Below are 18,211 nucleotides of genomic sequence, written 5' to 3' on the forward strand. Positions count from 1 at the left end.
GGCATTGGCGAGTTGCTGGAGCGCCTCGGCCAGCCGGCGGTGATGGGCCAGCTCATCGGCGGCATCCTGCTTGGGCCGTCGCTGCTCGGCTGGCTATGGCCGGAAGCAGAACGCGTGATCTTTTCAGGCGACGCCGCGCAGAAGAGCATGATCAACGCCATCGCACAGCTCGGCGTATTGATGCTTTTGCTGCTTACCGGCATGGAGACGGATCTGCGGCTGGTGCGCCGTGTCGGACGCGCCTGTTTTTCCATCTCCGCCGCTGGTGTCGCCGTGCCTTTCGCGCTCGGCTTCGCCGCCGCCCAGTTCATGCCGGCCACGCTGCTGGCCGAGGGAACCGAGCGCATCGTCGCCGGCCTTTTCCTCGGCACGGCGCTGTCGATCTCCTCGGTCAAGATCGTCGCCATGGTGGTGCGCGAGATGAACTTCATGCGCCGCGACCTCGGCCAGATCATCGTCTCGTCGGCCATCATCGAGGACACGATCGGCTGGGTGATCATCGCCATCACCATCGGCATCGCCACCAAGGGGCGCATCGAGCTCGGCAGCCTTGTCTTCACCATTGTCGGCGTCGGCGCCTTCATGGCGTTTTCCTTCACGCTCGGCCGCCGCATCGTTTTCGATGCCATCCGCTGGACCAACGACACGTTCCGCAGCGAATACGCCGTCGTCACCGTCATCCTCGCCATCATGGGCGCGATGGCATTGATCACCGATTTGATCGGCGTCCACACCGTGCTCGGAGCTTTCGTCGCCGGCATATTGGTCGGCGAGTCGCCGATCCTGTCGCGCCACATCGAGGGGCAGTTGCGTGGCGTCATCACAGCGCTGTTCATGCCGGTGTTCTTCGGCGTCGCCGGCCTTTCTGCCGACCTCACCGTGCTTGTCGACCCGCAGCTGGCGCTGCTCACCGTGGCGCTGGTCGCGATCGCCAGCTTCGGCAAATTCGCCGGCGCCTTCATCGGCGCCGAGCTTGCCGGCATGAGCCGCAGGGAAGGCATCGCCGTTGGTTGCGGCATGAATGCGCGCGGCTCGACCGAGGTCATCGTCGCCTCGATCGGCCTGTCGATCGGCGTGCTCTCGCACACCCTCTTCACCATGATCGTCACCATGGCCGTCATTACCACCCTCGCCATGCCGCCGACCTTGCGATGGGCGCTTGGCCGCCTGCCGATGGGCGAGAACGAAAAGAAGCGGCTGGAGCGCGAGGAGATCGACCAGCGCGGCTTCATCGCCAATCTGGAGCGGCTGCTGGTGGTGACCGACGAGGGCGTTATCGGCCGCTTCGCTGCGTACCTCGCCGGCGTTATCGGCGCGGGCAGGCCGACGACGGTGTTGCATGCCCGCGGCGAGAGCGAAGACGCCGAGCCCAACGTGGAACCACTCGATAAGGGCGCCGAGGACAGCCGCGAGGCCGCCAGGAGTTCGGACGAGGAGCCGGCTCGCGCGGCGCTCGTCACGCGCCGCCATGAGGTCGAACTTTCAGCCGAAATGGTCGCCAGGGAGGCGCGCAAGGGCTACGGGCTGCTGCTGATCGGGCTCGGCCGCGCGGTCACCTCGAAGGGCGGCTTCACACGCCGCCTCAACGAGATCGCCGGCGCCTTCGAGGGGCCGCTCTGCCTGGTGCTGAAACCGGCCGGCGCCGGCCGCCAGATGCCAAGGCTAGGCCCCGGAACCGGCAAGATCCTGGTGCCGGTCAACGGCACCGCGATCGCGCGCCGCGGCGCCGAATTGGCGCTGGCCATCGCAGCCGTAACCGGTGCGCCGGTCAAGATGCTCTATGTCGCGCGCGTCGGCCGCGACGAGCCGCGCGACACGGTCTCGCATCGCCGCAGGGAGGCGGTGTTGAAGGATATCGTAGCACTTGCCGACCGCTACGGCGTCGAGATCGAGACGGCCATCCGCAGCCGGGCCGCCGCCGCCGATGCCATTGCCCGCCAGGCGGGCAGGGGGGCGGCGTTGATCGTCATGGGCGTGGCGCGGCGCACCGGCGAGGAACTCATCTTCGGCGAGACGACCACCGGCGTGCTGCAGCGCTGCCAATGCCCGGTGGTGCTGATCTCCGATTCCAGGCTGCGTCGGGACGACGAGGATCGCGAGGCGCTGCGGTCTGGCACGGGAACCGGGTGAGGCTTCCGCGCAAAGCAATCGCGATGCCATTATGATAGCAAGCGGCCAAGCTTCAAAATCTCTCCCGATTGGTTATCCTCGGTGTCGGAGAGGTCACGATGAGCTTCAGCGCAAAACCCCTCGACGAAAACACCTGGCCGCAGTTCGCCACGCTGGTCGAGCGGCACAATGGCGTCTGGGGCGGCTGCTGGTGCATGGCCTTCCACGCCAAAGGCGTCGGCGCCGCAGGGAACCGCGCCGAGAAGGAGGCCCGGGTCCGCGAGGGCCATGCACATGCGGCCCTCGTTTTCGATGGCGCGGCCTGTGTCGGCTGGTGCCAGTTCGGCCCGACGCAGGAGCTGCCGCGTATAAAGCACCGGCGCGCCTATGAGGAAGGGCTGACGAGCCTGCCGGACTGGCGCATCACCTGCTTCTTCTCCGACAAGGCCTATCGCGGCAAGGGTGTGGCGGCGGCAGCACTTGCCGGCGCGCTCGCCGAGATCGCCCGCCTCGGCGGCGGCACGGTGGAAAGCTATCCCGAGGATGCGGAAGGCCGCTCGGTCGCTGGCGCCTTCCTGCACAATGGCACGCTGGCGATGTTCGAACGCCAAGGTTTTCAGCGCGCCCGCAAGATCGGCAAGCACCGCTGGGTGGTCGCAATAACGGTGGAGGCCGGCGGCGTTTGACGCCAGGTTCCTCTCCTGCTTCCATAGGGTGGGGAACCCAAATTCTGGCAGCTCCGTTTTCCGAATTCAGCTTCAGTATGAGCAAGTTCTAATATATTATTGCGATTGTCGACGGTCTTTGGGATTTCCCTGATGGTTGGCCAGGAGTTGCAGTACCGGACAGCGACACGCGACGACATGGCGGGGATTTCGGCGCTGATGGCGCTGGCGATTGCCGAGCTGCAGAAACCCTTCCTCGACGACGCCCAGATCGAATCCAGCCGTACGATCATGGGCCTGGACACGCAGCTAATCGATGATGGAACCTATTTTGTCGTGACCTGCGGTGGGGCTCTTGCTGGCTGCGGTGGCTGGAGCCGGCGCGCGACTATGTATGGCGGCGATCAGTCGCCCGAACGCAACGCGGCGCTGCTCGATCCCGCCAAGGACGCGGCGCGCGTCAGGGCGATGTATACGCATCCCGATTTCGTGCGGCGCGGCATTGGCCGCCTTATCCTCGCCATTTGCGAAAGTGCGGCAAGGGACGAAGGCTTTCGTCGTGTCGAGCTCGGAGCAACAATGGCCGGAGAGCCGCTCTATCGGGCCTGCGGCTACCAGCCCGGGAAAAAGATCTTCGACGACAGCGGCGGCGCGCCGGTTCCGATCCTGATGATGTGGAAGACAATTTGAGAAGGGAGAACGCCGATGGCGGCCTATCTTATCGCCGATGTCGATATCACCGACGCGGCCGTATTCGATCAATACAGGCGTGAGGTTCCGGCCACCGAGGAGCGCTACGGCGGCCGCTATCTCGCGCGCGGCGGCGCGACCAAGGTGTTCGAGGGCGACTGGCACCCGCACCGCCTCGTCATCATCGAATTTCCCGACATGGCATCGCTTTCGGCCTGGTATGACTCGCCGGAATACGAGCGTTTGAAGGAGATCCGCTTTCGCAGCGCCAGGACACGCATACTGGCTGTCGAAGGGATCGCTTTGTCACCGATCTAGGCCGTGATCTGTCGCGCTGGGAGAAATGTGCCGGAGCGATCTGACGCGCTTACTTGCCTTCGAAGAAAGCGTGGATCGCGGCTTCCAGCTTCTCGATAAGCTCGGCATTGCGGGTGCTGCCGGCCCAGATCAAGGCATTGAGCCGCATGTCCTTGTTGAGGAAGTTCACCTTCCTCGTTTCCAGCAGATATTGCGCCACGTCATAGTGCCGCCCCTTGATCGCCTCGATGAGCGCGCTGTTGCGGCCGGTCTTGTCGGCCGCATTGACGTCGGCGCCGTGTTCGACGAGCAGCTTGACGATATCCAGATGCCCGGTCCTTGCCGCCTCGATCAGCGCTGTCCGGCCATAGTAGTCGGCGCGCGCGTCGATATCGATGTCGGGATGCTTGACCAGCGCCGTCACGGCGGCGTGGTGTCCCTTGGCCGCGGCGAGGCTGAGCGGCGTGCTCTTCCACTTGTTCCTGGAATTCACGTTGATCTGCGGATGCGAAATCAGCGCTTCGAGCACCGGGCCGCGGGCGTTGTGGGCCGCCAGATGCAATGCCGACCAGCCGCCCTCATCCGTCTGGTTGATGTCGGCCCCGGCAGCCAGCTCGGCGCGGAGGGTCTCGATGTCGCCTTTCTCCGCCGCACCCAACAGGGTCGACCAGCCTTTCGCGTCCTCGGCTTCCAGGCCCACTGCAACTGCCTCCGTGAACAGACTTGGCCAAGACCGCACGCCGGCCTGGCCGGCGTGCGGTATCTTCGGTCGGAAGCCTTTCATATTCGCATGCATCGGGCAAACAGATTTCCGCGCCGCCAGGGCGGAAACCAGGGACTTCAAGCCGCTTGCAGCCGCTCCCGGCCGGGCTGCGGCGGGAAGGCGATGGCGATGCCGGCAGCACCCAGGCCAATCAGCGCCGAGCCGATGAACAGCCAGGAGTAGCTGGCATAGGCGTCGAAGATCATGCCGCCGGCGAGCGGTCCGAACGACATGCCGAGGCTGGACAGCATCGTGGCGGCGCCAAGCACCGTGCCGATGATGCGCGGTCCGAAATAGTCGCGCGCCAGCACCGCATAGAGCGGCATGACGCCGCCATAGGTGGCGCCGAAGATGATGGCCAGGAGATAGAACTGCTCGAGATTGCCGACGGCGAGATAGGCGGCAATCACCACCGCCTGGATGACGAGGCCCACGATCAGCACCGGCTTGGCGCCCAGCCTGTCGCCGAGAACGCCGTAGAGCACGCGCCCGCCAAGGCCGGCAAGGCCCTCGACGCTGTAGATCGACACCGCCGCCATCGGCGCCACGCCGCAGGCCATGGCATAGCTCACCATGTGGAAGATCGGCCCCGAATGCGCCGCGCAGCAGGCGAAAAAGGTCATGCCCAGCACCAGGAATTGCGGCGAGCGCAACGCCTGGCCGACGCTCATTCCGGGATCGGCGGCAAGCGTCGGCGCGCTGCCATCCGATGCCGCGACCGCCGCTGACGGCTGGCGCACCAGCAAGACGGCCGGCAGCAACAGCACCCAAGCCATCACGCCGATGTCGAACATCGCCGTGCGCCAGTCATAGGCCGTGATCAGCCAGCGCGCGAAGGGCGAGATGGTCATCGGCGCCACGCCCATGCCGGCCGAGACAAGCGACACGGCAAGGCTGCGATGGGTGTCGAACCAGGCGGTGGTCAGCGCGATCATCGGCGCGAAGAAGGCGCTGGCCGCGAGGCCGACGATGACGCCATAGCTCAGCTGGAAGACCAGCAGCGATTGGGCGCGGCTTGCCACCACCAGCGACAGGCCAAGCAGCACCGCGCCGGCAAGGACGACGGGTCGGGCGCCGACGCGGTCATAGATGGCGCCCCAGGCGAAACCGCCGGCGCCCATCACCAGAAAGTTCAGCGTCATGGCGCTGGAAATGCCGGTGCGCGACCAGTTGGTGTCGAGCGCCATCGGCTCGAGAAAGATCGCCAGCGAAAACATCGCGCCGAGCGCCACACAGGTCATCAACGCGCCAGCCGCGACGATGACCCAACGGTAGGAATTGTTCATGGTCTTCTCCCGAAATCGGTTCGATGCGGCGCGATTTTTTCCAGCCTCGTCACGCCACTTGCGTCCGAAGGACGTTGGCGGGATTTCGAATCCGACAATCCGGTTGCATTTTTTATCCGGTTTGCATGGAAGTCCATCCGGAGGCCGCAAAAGCAGGCGGCGCAAGGGCTGCGACGCGCCGACAAAATACACAGCCGAATTGACGAGCCATTCTGCGGCACTAGGTTTGTGATCTCGTAAACGGGAGAGATCGCTCATGGAGCTGCATCGCGGCCGCCTCATCGACCACATCCAGCTGGTGGTCAAAGACCTGCAGGCCAGCCGGCGCTTCTACGAAGCCGTTTTTGCAGTGCTCGGCATTCCGATCGGCGGCGAGGCGGAGGACTATTTCTGGGCCGACGAGCTGTTCATCTCCAGCCTCGATAGCCGGGCGGCGAGGGGGCAACTGACCGGGCGCCATCATCTGGCCTTCCAGGCCAGGGACAACGCCATGGTCGATGCCTTTTACACGGCCGGCCTTGATACCGGCGGCACCGACAACGGCGCGCCGGGCGAGCGGCCCTACCATCCCGGTTACTACGCCGCCTTCCTGCTTGACCCCGACGGCAACAACATCGAGGCGGTGTTTCACGGGCCGGCAAAGCGCAGTGCCGCTTCGGTCGAGATTAATTTCTAGGCAATCCCAAGGAAACCGCGAAGCGGCTTTCCGTATGTGAAAACAAAAAGTTGCAGCGGTTCATCGATTCAATAATTGAGCCGCTTGTCTCTTTGACTAACGCAATTCCCAACGGAAAGCGCGACGCGCTTTTCCCGGGAAAACCGTTCAAACCTTTCCTGGAATTGCTCTAGGTCAAGCCGGGGCGTAACGGTTCACCACCATGCCGCAGGCATAGGCTTTCGAGCCGACGAGGCGCAGTTGCCTGAAGCCGCCGCGGTCGAAAATCCGCTCGCCGTCGCCGAGCGCCGCCGGATTGATGAACAGCTGGAATTCGTCGATCAGCCCCGCGGCAATCAGCGCCGAGGCAAAGCCGGCGCCGCCGAACACCGCCATGTTGCCGCCGCCCTCGGCTTTCAGCACTTTGACCTCGCGCGGCAGGTCGCCGCTGGCAAGCATCGTGCGCTCCCACCGCGAAGCCGCGAGCTTGTCAGTCAGCACCACCTTGCGCGCCTCGACGATACGCTGCGCGAAAGCATAGAAGGGATCGCGCGGATAGTTTTTCGCCGCATTGCCCCAATGGCTGAGGTAGCCTTCTTCGGCCATCTTGCGGCTGAGCAGAATGGTGTCGATGCCGGCAAACACCGCGTTGAAATCCTGCTTCAATTCGTCGTCCCACGGGCAGTTGTCGCCCCATTCCCAGAGCTGCCAGTGTTCGTTGCCGGCAGCGCCGACAAAACCGTCGACAGACATCTGCATTTGCAGGATCAGCTTCCTCATCGTCGTTCTCCTCGCTCGATCTGAGTGCTTGAAAAATGCTTTACTTTTGAAACCATTGACGCAAGGAGAAAATGATGTCAATAGTAAAGTGATTTAAAAATGGAACCATAGAAATGTCGACCAGGGAAAGATCCGGCTGTCCCATGAGCCTGTCGCTCGAATTGCTTGGCGACCGCTGGACGCTGCTGATCGTTCGCGACATGATTTTCGCGGGGAAGACGCACTTCCGGGAGTTTTTGCAGTCCGACGAGGGCATCTCGTCGCGCACGCTGGCCGAGCGGCTGCAGACCTTGCAGGACGAGGGCATCGTCACCAAAAGCGACGACCCCACGCACAAGCTCAAGGCGATCTACCGGCTGACCGAGGCGGGCATCGACCTGTTGCCGGTGCTGTCGACGCTCGGCGCCTGGGGCAGCAAATACCGCAAGGCCGATAACGAACTGGCCAGGATCGCCGACGAGTTGGCCGCAGGCGGTGAGGTAGCCCTTGAGCAGATGAAGAAGAAGCTGCGGGCCGAGCATATCGGCTAGGGCGCAGCCCTAGCTTCCTTTTCGCGATGCCTGTGGCTCAGCGGCGCCAGAACGGCTTGGCGATCTCGGCCTCTACCTCCTTCATCGTCAGCCCGATGTCGTCGATCAGTTCGGGTGTATCTCCGGCCATTCGTGCCAGTTGGCGGCGGTAGTAGGCACGGTCGTCCCAGGCCTTGATCAGGCCCCACAAGCTGAGCCGGTTTTTCGCGCCTGCAGCCAATTTCGCCTCTGTTTCGCTGGCGTCGAAGCGTATCGCGCCATCGACATCGGATATGTTCGTCAGCATGGATCTCATCTCCTTTGGCATGGCTTTCCCGATCTGCGGGACATGCTCGGAATCTGGACTTCGACGAGCAGGCTCACCATCGGTCAGATGCGGTGTTTGGGATCATGCATTTGTAGTATTTTGCAGCAGTCGCGGTTGAAACCGCGCCGATCCGATGGCAGGACTCATTCCCGATGAACCGCATCGCGACGTCTTCACCGGCTGACGCGTTATCGGACCGCGAGCGCGCGGTGGCGGAGAAATTTGCCTCGGGCCTGACCTATCGCGAGATCGGCGAGGCGCTGTTCATCGCGCCTTCGACGGTCCGCACCCATCTTGCCGCGGTCTACGAAAAGCTTGGCGTCCGCAACAAGATCGCGCTCGCTTCGCATTTTGCGGTCGGCTCCGTCGCGCAACCGGCCTCTTATCCACCGGACGGGCTGCCGATCCTTGCCATATTCCCGATAGAAAGCCTGAGCCCGGAAGAACGCTGGGGCCGCTTCGCCGATGGCCTGTCATCCGACATCACCATCGATCTTGCGCGTTACGGGGATCTGCCGGTCATTGGTTTTCACACCATGAAAGCGCTGGGCAGCATACCTGCTGATTTCGCCGCCGACAGCAAGGCGCTTGGCGCCACCTATATCGTGTCCGGCCAGTTGCGCGCCGACGACCATCGCATCCGCCTGACCGTCGAACTGGCCGATGCGCTGAACGGCGTCAGCCTGTGGAGCGATCGCTTCGACCGCCCGATCGAGGACGTGTTCAGTCTGCAGGACAGCCTGACCGAAAGCGTCATCAATGCGGTCGCCGGCAGTTATGGAGCGCTGGCCACCATCGGCCGCAATGAAATCCGTCGCAGGCCGCCCGCCAGCTTGCGCGCCTATGACCTCTATTTGCTCGGCGTCGAACATCACAACACGTTCAGCCGCGCCGGCAATGCCGAGGCCATACGGCTGCTTTCACGCGCGCTCGAGCTCGACGCCAGCTTTGCCAGGGGCTGGGCCGAGCTCGCCTACGCCTATTCGATCCAGTGCTGTCACGGTCTCGATGGCGATTTGAAGGGAGCGATCGAAAGATGGCGGGCGGCCGTCGAAAATGCGGTCCGGCTCGACCCGATGGATAGCAGCGCCCAGGCTTGCCTTGGCGATCTCATGGCATGCCTGGGCGACCTCGAGGCGGCGGAACGCGCATTCCGGCGCGCGTTCGAATACGGTTCCAACCATGCCGACACGCTGGCGCTGCTGGCCGGCAGCAGGGCGCTGGTGGTTGGCGATCCGACCGAAGCGATGTCGCTCATGGAGCGCGCCATGCGCCTCAATCCGCTGGCGCCGTCCTGGTATTTCGGTATGCAGGGCCGCATCCTGTTCGGCGGCGGCAGGCATCGCGAGGCCATCGCATCGCTGCGCCGGGGCGCGCCGGATTCCCCCGATTTGCTGATGTTCCTGGCGTTGGCGCACGCGGTGGTTGGGGAGGCGTCGCAGGCTGCCGCCGTGGCGGCGCGTCTGCGCGCCGAATTTCCCGAGTTTTCGGTCGAACGCTTCATCGCCGGATATCCCATAGCCAACCCGGATGCTGCCAAGACCATCCGTCATGCGGCAAAGCTGGCGAAGCTCGACTGAGATTCGCCAGTTGTGAAGACCGGTCAGCCCCATCCCGCAAATCGCTGTGGCCTGAGCCATGCCTGCTGCGGATTGCCGTCGCCTGAAAGCACAGCCTCTGCCAGCCAGCGCGCGGTGGCGGGGGCAGCGTGCATGCCGATCGAGCCCATTCCGCCATGCAAGTACAGCCCTTCGACCGCAGTCCGGCCGGCGACGGGCAACCCGTCCGACAGCATCGGGCGGTTGCCGGGATAGACATTCGTCACCCGGGGCGAGCCGAGACCGGGCAGCATGCGCAGTGTGCGCGCCGCGATGCGGGCAGCCATATCGGTGTTGCGCACCAGATCGCGAAAGGCCGGCTGCAGCGAGGCGCCGAGCCTGGCGTCGCCGCCGCGCATCGGGTTGAGGCAGATCGCCTCCACCGCCGGCTGGTCGTCGCGCTGGGCCGCGACATCGGCGAGGCCCGACAGGCTCATGCGCCGCCCGAGTTCCTCCTGGTCCGGCCATGTCAGTTCCTCGACGATCCACGGCAACTCGAAATCGAGCTTGCCGAGCTGGATCAGCCAGCCGCGGCCGGCGGTGAAGGGCAGGCCGGGCAACGGTCCATCGCCGATGGTGCGCCGGAGCAGGTCGGACATCCACAGGCCATTAGCGATGAAAACCAGATCGGCCGGGATGATGCCCTGGTCGGTCAGCACACCCTCGACCTTGCCGTTGCGCGAAAAAATCTGGGCGACGCGCAGGCCGGTGCGGATTTTGGCGCCCGCCTCGCGCGCCGCGTGCGCGAAGGCATGCGTTGCGCCCATCGGCTCCAGCGTCCAGGCGCGGCCGACATGGTAGCCGCCAGCGACGTTGAAGCCGATGCGCTTGTACTCGCGCGCCAGATCCGCGCCGCTGATCCTGTCCATCGTGACCCCGGCGGCGCGGTAGCGCTCGGCAACAGCGGCCGCCGCGTCGAAGCTTTGCTCGTCTTCCGAGATCAAGAGATGGCCGATCCGCGCGAACTCGAACGGCACCGGGCCGGCGGCAAGCTCCTGATAGATCGCGGCGCAGGCATCGAGCATTTCGACCACCTCCGGCTGCGGCCCACTGAGCAAGGTGCCAGTGTTGCGCCCTGAGGATTCGGCCGCGATCAGGGTCTGCTCCAGGATCAGCGTCTTGACGCCTCTGGACGCCAGTTCCCAGGCCAGCGTGCAGCCGGCGATGCCGCCGCCGATGACGATAGCGTCGACCGGGGTGCCAATGGCGGAAGCGGTTTGCGCCACGATCTCCTCCCTATGTGTCTCGTATACCAGTATACGAAATACATATATTCGCGCAAGCTCATGTTTGTTGTGTAAGGTTGTCGTCGGCGCTGCCGTTTACCTCTCCCGTGAAGAATTGGGGAGCGAGCGCTGGGGCAGGAGCTTTGGCCTTCTCTCCGTCACAATCTGGGAGTGTACGCGTACGGATGAAGAGCCAATCGCCTGGCTTTCGAACGTCTAGCGCCGGCAGGCGGATGAAGGGCAGCGCCCATGACGTTGGCGGCAGAAGCCGCTGAAGCAGCTGGCAGGAGGGGATCGCATGCGTGGATTTGCCGAAATGCAGCGGCCGCAGACGGTGGCCGAACAAGTTGCCAATGTGCTGCGCGAGGCGATCGCCGATGGCAGCCTGGCGGACGGCACGGCGCTCCGCCAGGACGACCTTGCGCTGCGCTTCGGCTTCAGCCGCATGCCGATCCGCGACGCGCTGCGCCAGCTCGAGGCCGAAGGCATCGTGCAGATCCACCCGACCAAGGGCGCGCATGTCGCCCGTATGGACGCCACCGAGATCAGGGAGATCTTTGCGTTGCGCGACCTGCTCGAAAGCCAGGCGCTCAGCCTGTCTGTCCCAACGCTTGGCAGTGAAAAGCTCGACGAGGCAGCGCAGGTGCTCGCCCGCATCGACGCCGAGCCTGATGTCGCCCGTTGGGGTGCGCTGAACCGGACCTTCCACCTGGCGCTCTACAGCGCCTGCGGCAACGCCCGGCTGCTCGGCCTGATCGAAGCGCACCACAATGCCGCCGACCGTTATGTCCGCATGCTCCTGTCCAGCCTCGACTATCGCGGCGTCTCGCAGGCCGAACACCGCGAACTGCTCGCCGCCTGCCGCAAGCGCGACGCGGCGGAAGCCGTGCGTGTGCTGAAGAAACATCTCTGCGATGGCATGGAGACGCTGGCCAAGGCCGGGATGCTCAGGAGGGGGTGAGAAGTTCGCTCCCCCTTCTGCCCTTGTGGGAGAAGGTGTCGCCGAAGGCGACGGATGAGGGGTTGTTCCAGGGAACGCCAAGGCCTCACTCCGCTGGAACACCCCTCATCCGTCTCGGCGCTATCGCGCCGATCCACCTTCTCCCACAAGGGGAGAAGGGAAGGCGCCCCCACTTGTCCCGCCTGTGCCTCCGCGCATAGCTTTAGCCAGCCGGCGGGAGGAGAATCGCTTGGACACCACTGTCGTCATTGTCGGCGCCGGCCCGGCCGGCCTTGCGGTCGGCGCCTGCCTGAAGCGGGCAGGGGTGAATTTCGTCATCCTCGAAAAAGCCCGGGAGGTGGCGCCCGCCTGGCGGCGGCACTATCGTCGGCTGCATCTGCATACGGTCAAGTCGTTCTCTTCGCTGCCGTTCCAGCCATTTCCCAGGGACTATCCGCGCTACGTGCCGCGCGAACTGGTGGTCCGTTACCTCGACGACTACGCGCAAAAATTCGATCTGCGCCCGCGCTTCGGCGTGACGGTGAGATCCATTCGCCGCGACGACAGCGGTTTTCTGGTCGAGGCGGAATCGGATAGCCTGACAGCGCGCCATGTCGTCATTGCCAGCGGCAACAATGCAGAGCCGATCGTTCCCAAGCTTGCCGCCATCGAGGACTTCAGGGGCGAGGTCCTGCACAGCGCCGACTATACGCAAGCCGCACCCTTTGTCGGCCGCTCGGTGCTGATCGTCGGCATGGGCAACACCGGCGCCGAGATCGCGCTCGACCTCGCCGAAAGCGGCGCCAAGCCTACCATTTCGGTGCGCAAGGGCGTCCACATCGTACCGCGCCAACTGTTCGGCGTGCCGATCCAGATGGTCGGCATCGCCAGCCGGCCAATGCCGCAGGCGCTGAACGACTGGATGTTCCCGATCATTCTCGATTTCGCCCTGGGCAAGCTCGACAAATACGGCATCGTCCGGCCCAGGCAAGGCATCCTGCAGCAGATCGACGAGGTCGGGCGCATCCCGGTCATCGATGTCGGCACGGTGGACGCGATCACCAAAGGCGCCATCAAGATCGCTCCCGACATCGCGCGCTTCGCCGAACACGGCGCGGAGTTTACCGATGGCAGGCGGGAGAACTTCGACGCGGTCATCCTCGCCACCGGCTACCGACCGGGCTACGAGAAATTCGTTCCAGCCGAACTGCAGCCGGAACGCAGCGGCGTCAACGCCCGCGCCTCGCAGCTCGGCCTCTACCTCGTCGGCTTCTACAACCCGGTCACCGGTCTGTTGCGGGAAATCGGCCGCGAGGCGATTGCAGTGGCGGCCGACATTGCGCGGCGTGGGTGAAAGAAGCGCTGTCGGCCAAGCTGCCAATCTCCCCCGCAAGGGGGGAGATCAGCTATCTTTCACCGCCCCCTCATCCAGCAGCCATTGCCGCACCGCTTGCGTCGGCTCGGGGTGCCGTTGTTTGCGAGGCACCACGACATAGAAATCCTGCGTGCCGCGCATCTCTGCATCGAGCGGCTGCACCAGCCGGCCGGCGGCAATGTCGGCTGCGACGAGGAAGCGGCTGGCCAGCGCGATGCCCTGGCCGGCAATGGCCGCGTCGATCGCCAGGCTGGTCTGATTGAAGCGCATGCGTTTTGCCTCTGTGGCCATCTTCAGGCCGAGTGCCTTTTCCATGAACTCCGGCCATAGATTGTGCGCGTCGTGCAAAAGCACGTGGTGCTGGATGTCGGTCGGCACGATCTCGTTTTCACCGGCCGGCAGCAGGGCAGGGCTGCAGATGGCGACGATCTGCTGCGGAAACAAAAGGTCGACCATCAGGCCGGCACCGAAGGGCGGGCGGCCTTGCCTGACCGCAATGTCGACGCCATCGGCCTGAAAACTCGACAGGCTTTCGCTGGCGAGAATCCTGAGGTCGACCAGCGGATTGTGCGCCACGAACTCCGGCAGTTTCGGGATCAGCCATTTGGTGGCAAAGCTCGGCGTGACGCTGATGGTCAGCCGCGCCGGTTCGGGCCGCAGCAGCAAGGTGGCCTCCGAGATCAGGTCGAAGGCGCGGCGGATGTTCGGCACGTAGGCGCGGCCCTCGTCGGTCAGTGCCAGGCCGCGCGGCAGCCGCTCGAACAGTTTTGTGCCGAGATCGGCTTCCAGCCCGCGTATATGCTGCGCCACCGCCCCTTGCGTCACGTTCAGTTCCTCGGCGGCGATGCGGAAGTTGAGATGGCGCGCGGCGGCCTCGAAGGCGCGCAGCGCATTCAACGGCGGCAGGCTCAGGAAGGCTTCGGGCATGCAGGAGTTTTTCTACAGCTTGATTTCAGGCTTTCTGGTTCGAACCAGAGAGCAAAACCAGTTATAGCATTGCTCGAACGTCGGAAACATGGGCTTTCAGAGTCCCGCCAACCCGCGAAGGAAAATCTTCATGAGTGTAGAAAAAGTGGCAGTGGTCGTCGCTGGTGGCAGCGGCATGGGCGCGGCAGCGGCCAAGCGCCTGGCGGCGGACGGTTTCAAGGTTGCGATCCTGTCGTCCTCCGGCAAGGGCGAGGCGCTGGCCAAGGAGCTTGACGGCCTCGGCGTCACCGGTTCCAACCAGTCGAATGACGATCTGCAGCGCCTCGCCGACCTGACGCTCGAGCGCTACGGCCGCATCGACGTGCTGGTCAACAGCGGCGGCCATGGGCCACGCGCGCCGATCCTCGAGATATCAGACGAACAATGGCACACCGGCATGGACGTCTACCTGCTCAACGTCATCCGGCCGGTGCGCATCGTGGCGCCGCAGATGGTCAAGCAGAAGGCCGGCGCCATCATCAACATTTCGACGGCCTGGGTGGTCGAGCCGAGCCCGATGTTCCCGACCTCCGCCGTGTTCCGCGCCGGCCTTGCCGCCTACACCAAGATATTCGCCAACACCTACGCCGCCGACAATGTGCGCATGAACAATGTGCTGCCCGGCTGGATCGACAGCCTGCCGGCCACCGAGGAGCGCCGCGACAGCGTGCCGATGCAGCGCTACGGCACTTCGGAGGAAGTCGCCGCCACCATCGCCTTCCTCGCATCTGAAGGCGCCGGCTATATCACCGGCCAGAACATCCGCGTCGACGGCGGCATCATCCGCGCCATCTGATCAAGGCGGCTCAAGGCGTGATCGCCAGATCGCGAAAGATCGTGGTCAAACAGAGAGATAGAGCGCCATCCTGAATCGGTTCGCGATGGGCTCTATTTCCCGGTCATCAGATTAAAGACCAGCTGCCGCAGATTGCCGCCGGGACCGAATTCGACCTTGTCGAAGTCCCGGCTGGCCTGCCGCTGCGCCAGCGAGATTTCGGCGAGTTGCCGGGTCAGTTCGGTCCTGATCTTGCTGCAGCCGGGGTCGTCCGCGACAGTCAAGCCGACACTTATCGCTTCGATCTTGCGCACCATCTCGACGATGGCCGCGCCATGCACCTTTTCATGGGCGGCGAGCCCGGCGGCGAAAATCTCCCAGCTCTTCTGCACGGCAGGGGCCAGCGGCGCGGCCGGCTTGGGCAAGGTGTAGGTGATGATGAGTTTCGGCCGCGCCGATTTAAGCACGCAGGCGCCACCTTGCGGCTTGTAGTCCCTGGTCCAGGTCAGCTTGAAATTGGTGTGCGCAATGACCCGGCCCTTGCCGAGCAACGGCCCCGCTTCGCCGATCGAGGCATAGAGATCGGGGCCGCTCTGCCCTGATATGGCATAGGTTTCGACCTTCTCGACCGGCTTCCAGTCGGCGCGCGCCGGCGTGGCAACGAGCAAGGCCGCCAGCAGGGCGAACAGAATGCCGGGTCTCATGACCAAGCGAAGCTTTCCGATCGGACGCATCATGAGCGTGGGGAAGCGCATCGTGGCATTCAGGCCACCAGCTCCGCACGGGCGTTGCGCCGGATCACCTGAGGGGGCTGTCCGAAGGCGCGCAGGAAGGCGCGGCGCATGCGGTCACGATCGGCAAAGCCCGTTTGCCGGGCAATAATGTCGATGGAATGGCGGCTCTGCTCCATCATCAGCCGGGCGGCCTCGACCCGCAAATTCTCGACCGCCTTGGCCGGCGATTGGCCGGTTTCGGCACGAAAGGCACGGCTGAACTGGCGCGGGCTGAGATGCGCCGCCTCGGCAAGCTCGCCGACCGTCAGCGGCGTATCGAGATTGCGCTTGGCATAGGCCAAGGCGTTCTGGATACGGTCGGACTTGGGCGCCAGCGCCAACAGGGCCGAATGCTGCGACTGACCACCGGCGCGCCGGTGATAGACGACCAGTTGCCTGGCAACCGCACGAGCAACGTCTGCGCCGAGATCCTGTTCGACCATCGCCAGCGCCAGGTCGATCCCGGCGGTCATTCCGGCTGAGGTCCATACCTGGCCGTCGACGATGAAGATACGGTCTTCCTCCACCTTCACTTTCGGAAACCGGGCCTGCAAGTCGCGGGCGCGGTTCCAGTGCGTGGTCGCGCGACGGCCGTCGAGCAGACCCGCCTCGGCGAGAATGAAGGCGCCGAGGCAGGTCGCCGCAATCCGCCGGCATCGCGCGGGCGCTTGCCGCGCAAATTCGATCAGGCCCGGCGTTGGCGCTTCGGTGCCGCGGCCGAAAATCAGCGTATCGAAATTCGCAGCGCCGAACGGCTCCGTGGCGACGCTCATGCCAAGCGAGGTGCGGACCGAACCGCCGGTCTCGGACAGCAGGTGCACCTCATAGACAGGCTCACCCATTTCGAAATTCGCAAATTCGAACGCCGAGGCCACCGCAAAGCTCATCACCCGGAAACCGGGGGAGACGACGAAGCCGATGCGTTGCATGGGGACCCTCGCACAATGTCCTAAAACGTCGGTTATATGACATTTGGGCCTCGTCGTCACAAGCCTAATCTCCCCCGGCAAACACCGACGGCTCGTTGGAAGACAGGGAGACAAAATATGAGCGCTACTGAAAGCAAGGGCACGGCGCTGATTACCGGCGCCTCCTCAGGCATTGGCGCGGTCTATGCCGACCGTCTGGCCAGACGCGGCTATGACCTGATCCTTGTTGCCCGCAACGGGAGCCGGCTCGCGGTGTTGGCCCAACGCCTGAAAGACGAGACAGGCCGATCGGTCGAGACGATCGCAGCCGATCTCAACGACAGTCAGGAACTGGCCGGGATCGAGAAGGTCCTGCGTTCGGATGCAGGCACTGCCATGCTGGTGAACAATGCCGGCGTCGGCGCGACGACACCGCTGCTAAATTCAGACGTCAAGAAGATGGAGGAGATGATCCAGCTCAATGTCAGCGCGCTTACCCGGCTGACCTACGCCGCGGCACCCGGCTTCGTCGCGCGAGGCGGCGGCACCATCATCAACATCGCTTCGATCGTGGCGATTTCGCCGGAAACACTGAACGGCGTCTACGGCGCCAGCAAAGCCTTCGTGCTGGCTCTCAGCCAATCCCTGCACCATGAACTGGCAGACAAGGGCGTGCGTATCCAGGCGGTCCTGCCCGGGACGACGGCGACGGAATTCTGGGATATCGCCGGACTTCCGATCAAGAACCTGCCGACCAAGATCGTGATGTCGGCGGAGGATATGGTCGACGCCGCCCTTGCCGGGCTCGACCAGGGAGAGATCGTCACGATTCCCTCCCTGGCTGACAAGGTTCAGTGGGATGCATTCGAGACGGCGCGCCGTGCGATGTCGCTCGAGAAGCTTTCGACGGCTGTGCCGGCCCGCCGATACAACCTCGGCCATCTTGAACCAGCCGACCCATGAGCTGACGGCTTCTGCTGCGCTAGCCGGTCGCAACGCTCTCGACCGCAAATCTTCGATCAAAAAGGCTGCCCGGCAAGGTGGCGGGTGAGTTCGCGGGCACTGAATCCCCCCGTATGGCATGGAGGAAACTATGGCCCTCACAATCAAGGTCAACGGCGTCGACCGGGCGGTCGATGTCGAAGGTGACATTCCACTCTTGTGGGTGTTGCGCGACGTGCTCGGCATGACCGGGACGAAGTTCGGTTGCGGCGCGGCGCTCTGCGGCGCCTGCACAGTGCATATCGACGGCGTCGCCACCCGTTCGTGCATCACGTCGATCGACAGCATTGGCACCTCTGCGATCACGACGATCGAAGCAATCGGCGCGACGGCGGCGGGCGCCGAAATCCAGAAGGCCTGGCTCGACCGGGAAGTGGTGCAATGCGGCTACTGCCAGTCCGGCCAGATCATGTCAGCCGCGGCGCTCATTGCCAGCAACCCGCATCCGACCGATGCCGACATCGACGACGCGATGTCCGGCAACATCTGCCGCTGCGGGACTTATGTGCGCATCCGCGAAGCGATCAAGCAAGCCACGCAATCGAACGGGCAGGGAGGTTGACGAT

General features: G+C 64.2%; 20 protein-coding genes. 12 read left to right on the top strand and 8 right to left on the bottom strand.

Annotated features, from left to right (window positions below):
• Positions 1-12 precede the first annotated feature (12 nt).
• The 4 genes from H0241_RS24600 to H0241_RS24615 all read left to right on the top strand — a co-directional run bounded on the left by H0241_RS24600 (position 13) and on the right by H0241_RS24615 (position 3,782).
• The gene (locus tag H0241_RS24600; protein ID WP_235984454.1) at positions 13-2,130 is read left to right on the top strand and encodes a cation:proton antiporter domain-containing protein; all 2,118 of its coding nucleotides are present in this window, start codon (positions 13-15) and stop codon (positions 2,128-2,130) included.
• Positions 2,131-2,228: 98 nt separating this feature from the next.
• Positions 2,229-2,795 (top strand): GNAT family N-acetyltransferase, encoded by a 567-nt coding sequence (locus H0241_RS24605; protein ID WP_181060427.1) that lies wholly within the window; start codon positions 2,229-2,231, stop codon positions 2,793-2,795.
• Between the two features lie 132 nt (positions 2,796-2,927).
• Positions 2,928-3,464 carry a GNAT family N-acetyltransferase gene (locus tag H0241_RS24610; RefSeq protein ID WP_181060428.1) on the top strand — a complete coding sequence of 179 codons (537 nt, stop codon included), beginning with the start codon at positions 2,928-2,930 and terminating at the stop codon, positions 3,462-3,464.
• Positions 3,465-3,479: 15 nt separating this feature from the next.
• Positions 3,480-3,782, top strand: a complete 303-nt coding sequence (locus H0241_RS24615; protein WP_181060429.1) for a DUF1330 domain-containing protein — start codon at positions 3,480-3,482, stop codon at positions 3,780-3,782.
• Between the two features lie 49 nt (positions 3,783-3,831).
• On the opposite strand, the gene H0241_RS24620 is transcribed toward H0241_RS24615, so the two are convergent.
• Both H0241_RS24620 and H0241_RS24625 read right to left on the bottom strand, forming a co-directional pair.
• Positions 3,832-4,461 (bottom strand): ankyrin repeat domain-containing protein, encoded by a 630-nt coding sequence (locus tag H0241_RS24620; protein ID WP_328824817.1) that lies wholly within the window; start codon positions 4,459-4,461, stop codon positions 3,832-3,834.
• Positions 4,462-4,601: 140 nt separating this feature from the next.
• Complete coding sequence (locus tag H0241_RS24625; protein WP_181060431.1) at positions 4,602-5,810, bottom strand: MFS transporter; 1,209 nt, start codon at positions 5,808-5,810, stop codon at positions 4,602-4,604.
• 256 nt (positions 5,811-6,066) lie between these two features.
• Here H0241_RS24625 and H0241_RS24630 point away from each other — a divergent pair, with 256 nt between their 5' ends.
• A complete protein-coding gene (locus tag H0241_RS24630) occupies positions 6,067-6,486 on the top strand; it encodes a VOC family protein (protein ID WP_181060432.1) in 420 nt (139 codons plus the stop codon).
• Positions 6,487-6,660: 174 nt separating this feature from the next.
• On the opposite strand, the gene H0241_RS24635 is transcribed toward H0241_RS24630, so the two are convergent.
• Entirely contained in the window at positions 6,661-7,245 is a 585-nt protein-coding gene (locus tag H0241_RS24635; RefSeq protein ID WP_181060433.1) for a dihydrofolate reductase family protein, read from the bottom strand.
• A gap of 113 nt (positions 7,246-7,358) precedes the next feature.
• On the opposite strand from H0241_RS24635, the gene H0241_RS24640 reads away from it, so the two are divergent.
• A complete protein-coding gene (locus H0241_RS24640) occupies positions 7,359-7,775 on the top strand; it encodes a winged helix-turn-helix transcriptional regulator (protein ID WP_181060434.1) in 417 nt (138 codons plus the stop codon).
• Positions 7,776-7,812: 37 nt separating this feature from the next.
• Here the strand turns inward: H0241_RS24640 and H0241_RS24645 are convergent, their stop codons facing one another.
• Complete coding sequence (locus H0241_RS24645; RefSeq protein ID WP_235984455.1) at positions 7,813-8,061, bottom strand: DUF1127 domain-containing protein; 249 nt, start codon at positions 8,059-8,061, stop codon at positions 7,813-7,815.
• A gap of 173 nt (positions 8,062-8,234) precedes the next feature.
• Between H0241_RS24645 and H0241_RS24650 the strand changes: the two genes are divergently transcribed.
• The gene (locus H0241_RS24650) at positions 8,235-9,662 is read left to right on the top strand and encodes a LuxR C-terminal-related transcriptional regulator (RefSeq protein WP_181060435.1); all 1,428 of its coding nucleotides are present in this window, start codon (positions 8,235-8,237) and stop codon (positions 9,660-9,662) included.
• Positions 9,663-9,685: 23 nt separating this feature from the next.
• Here the strand turns inward: H0241_RS24650 and H0241_RS24655 are convergent, their stop codons facing one another.
• Positions 9,686-10,906, bottom strand: coding sequence for an NAD(P)/FAD-dependent oxidoreductase (locus H0241_RS24655; protein WP_181060436.1), 1,221 nt, complete (start codon positions 10,904-10,906; stop codon positions 9,686-9,688).
• Positions 10,907-11,204: 298 nt separating this feature from the next.
• On the opposite strand from H0241_RS24655, the gene H0241_RS24660 reads away from it, so the two are divergent.
• Together H0241_RS24660 and H0241_RS24665 are read left to right on the top strand one after the other, a co-directional pair.
• Positions 11,205-11,867 carry a GntR family transcriptional regulator gene (locus H0241_RS24660; protein WP_181060437.1) on the top strand — a complete coding sequence of 221 codons (663 nt, stop codon included), beginning with the start codon at positions 11,205-11,207 and terminating at the stop codon, positions 11,865-11,867.
• 229 nt (positions 11,868-12,096) lie between these two features.
• The gene (locus tag H0241_RS24665; protein WP_181060438.1) at positions 12,097-13,200 is read left to right on the top strand and encodes a flavin-containing monooxygenase; all 1,104 of its coding nucleotides are present in this window, start codon (positions 12,097-12,099) and stop codon (positions 13,198-13,200) included.
• A gap of 48 nt (positions 13,201-13,248) precedes the next feature.
• Here the strand turns inward: H0241_RS24665 and gcvA are convergent, their stop codons facing one another.
• Positions 13,249-14,148, bottom strand: a complete 900-nt coding sequence (gcvA, locus tag H0241_RS24670; protein ID WP_181060439.1) for a transcriptional regulator GcvA — start codon at positions 14,146-14,148, stop codon at positions 13,249-13,251.
• Positions 14,149-14,278: 130 nt separating this feature from the next.
• On the opposite strand from gcvA, the gene H0241_RS24675 reads away from it, so the two are divergent.
• Positions 14,279-14,983: an SDR family oxidoreductase gene (locus tag H0241_RS24675; protein ID WP_181060440.1), complete on the top strand. Its 705-nt coding sequence runs from the start codon at positions 14,279-14,281 to the stop codon at positions 14,981-14,983.
• A 92-nt stretch (positions 14,984-15,075) separates the two neighbouring features.
• Here the strand turns inward: H0241_RS24675 and H0241_RS24680 are convergent, their stop codons facing one another.
• Both H0241_RS24680 and H0241_RS24685 read right to left on the bottom strand, forming a co-directional pair.
• Positions 15,076-15,666: a DUF922 domain-containing Zn-dependent protease gene (locus H0241_RS24680; RefSeq protein WP_181060510.1), complete on the bottom strand. Its 591-nt coding sequence runs from the start codon at positions 15,664-15,666 to the stop codon at positions 15,076-15,078.
• Positions 15,667-15,725: 59 nt separating this feature from the next.
• Positions 15,726-16,664: a GlxA family transcriptional regulator gene (locus H0241_RS24685; protein ID WP_181060441.1), complete on the bottom strand. Its 939-nt coding sequence runs from the start codon at positions 16,662-16,664 to the stop codon at positions 15,726-15,728.
• Between the two features lie 117 nt (positions 16,665-16,781).
• Here H0241_RS24685 and H0241_RS24690 point away from each other — a divergent pair, with 117 nt between their 5' ends.
• Together H0241_RS24690 and H0241_RS24695 are read left to right on the top strand one after the other, a co-directional pair.
• On the top strand, positions 16,782-17,606 hold the full coding sequence (locus H0241_RS24690; protein WP_181060442.1) for an SDR family NAD(P)-dependent oxidoreductase: 825 nt from the start codon (positions 16,782-16,784) through the stop codon (positions 17,604-17,606).
• A gap of 130 nt (positions 17,607-17,736) precedes the next feature.
• Complete coding sequence (locus tag H0241_RS24695) at positions 17,737-18,207, top strand: (2Fe-2S)-binding protein (RefSeq protein WP_181060443.1); 471 nt, start codon at positions 17,737-17,739, stop codon at positions 18,205-18,207.
• The last annotated feature ends 4 nt before the right edge of the window (positions 18,208-18,211 follow it).

This window comes from Mesorhizobium neociceri, assembly GCF_013520985.1.
GTDB classification, from domain to species: Bacteria; Pseudomonadota; Alphaproteobacteria; order Rhizobiales; family Rhizobiaceae; genus Mesorhizobium; species Mesorhizobium neociceri.

What these genes read in the sequence shown, in the direction of transcription:
- H0241_RS24690 (WP_181060442.1), top strand. Translation starts at nt 16,782, where the DNA reads ATGAGCGCTACTGAAAGCAAGGGCACGGCGCTGATTACCGGCGCCTCC.
- gcvA (WP_181060439.1), bottom strand. Translation starts at nt 14,148, where the DNA reads ATGCCCGAAGCCTTCCTGAGCCTGCCGCCGTTGAATGCGCTGCGCGCC.
- H0241_RS24625 (WP_181060431.1), bottom strand. Translation starts at nt 5,810, where the DNA reads ATGAACAATTCCTACCGTTGGGTCATCGTCGCGGCTGGCGCGTTGATG.
- H0241_RS24675 (WP_181060440.1), top strand. Translation starts at nt 14,279, where the DNA reads ATGAGTGTAGAAAAAGTGGCAGTGGTCGTCGCTGGTGGCAGCGGCATG.
- H0241_RS24615 (WP_181060429.1), top strand. Translation starts at nt 3,480, where the DNA reads ATGGCGGCCTATCTTATCGCCGATGTCGATATCACCGACGCGGCCGTA.
- H0241_RS24645 (WP_235984455.1), bottom strand. Translation starts at nt 8,061, where the DNA reads ATGCTGACGAACATATCCGATGTCGATGGCGCGATACGCTTCGACGCC.
- H0241_RS24695 (WP_181060443.1), top strand. Translation starts at nt 17,737, where the DNA reads ATGGCCCTCACAATCAAGGTCAACGGCGTCGACCGGGCGGTCGATGTC.
- H0241_RS24610 (WP_181060428.1), top strand. Translation starts at nt 2,928, where the DNA reads ATGGTTGGCCAGGAGTTGCAGTACCGGACAGCGACACGCGACGACATG.
- H0241_RS24630 (WP_181060432.1), top strand. Translation starts at nt 6,067, where the DNA reads ATGGAGCTGCATCGCGGCCGCCTCATCGACCACATCCAGCTGGTGGTC.
- H0241_RS24635 (WP_181060433.1), bottom strand. Translation starts at nt 7,245, where the DNA reads ATGAGGAAGCTGATCCTGCAAATGCAGATGTCTGTCGACGGTTTTGTC.
- H0241_RS24685 (WP_181060441.1), bottom strand. Translation starts at nt 16,664, where the DNA reads ATGCAACGCATCGGCTTCGTCGTCTCCCCCGGTTTCCGGGTGATGAGC.
- H0241_RS24680 (WP_181060510.1), bottom strand. Translation starts at nt 15,666, where the DNA reads ATGAGACCCGGCATTCTGTTCGCCCTGCTGGCGGCCTTGCTCGTTGCC.
- H0241_RS24660 (WP_181060437.1), top strand. Translation starts at nt 11,205, where the DNA reads ATGCGTGGATTTGCCGAAATGCAGCGGCCGCAGACGGTGGCCGAACAA.
- H0241_RS24650 (WP_181060435.1), top strand. Translation starts at nt 8,235, where the DNA reads ATGAACCGCATCGCGACGTCTTCACCGGCTGACGCGTTATCGGACCGC.
- H0241_RS24640 (WP_181060434.1), top strand. Translation starts at nt 7,359, where the DNA reads ATGTCGACCAGGGAAAGATCCGGCTGTCCCATGAGCCTGTCGCTCGAA.
- H0241_RS24605 (WP_181060427.1), top strand. Translation starts at nt 2,229, where the DNA reads ATGAGCTTCAGCGCAAAACCCCTCGACGAAAACACCTGGCCGCAGTTC.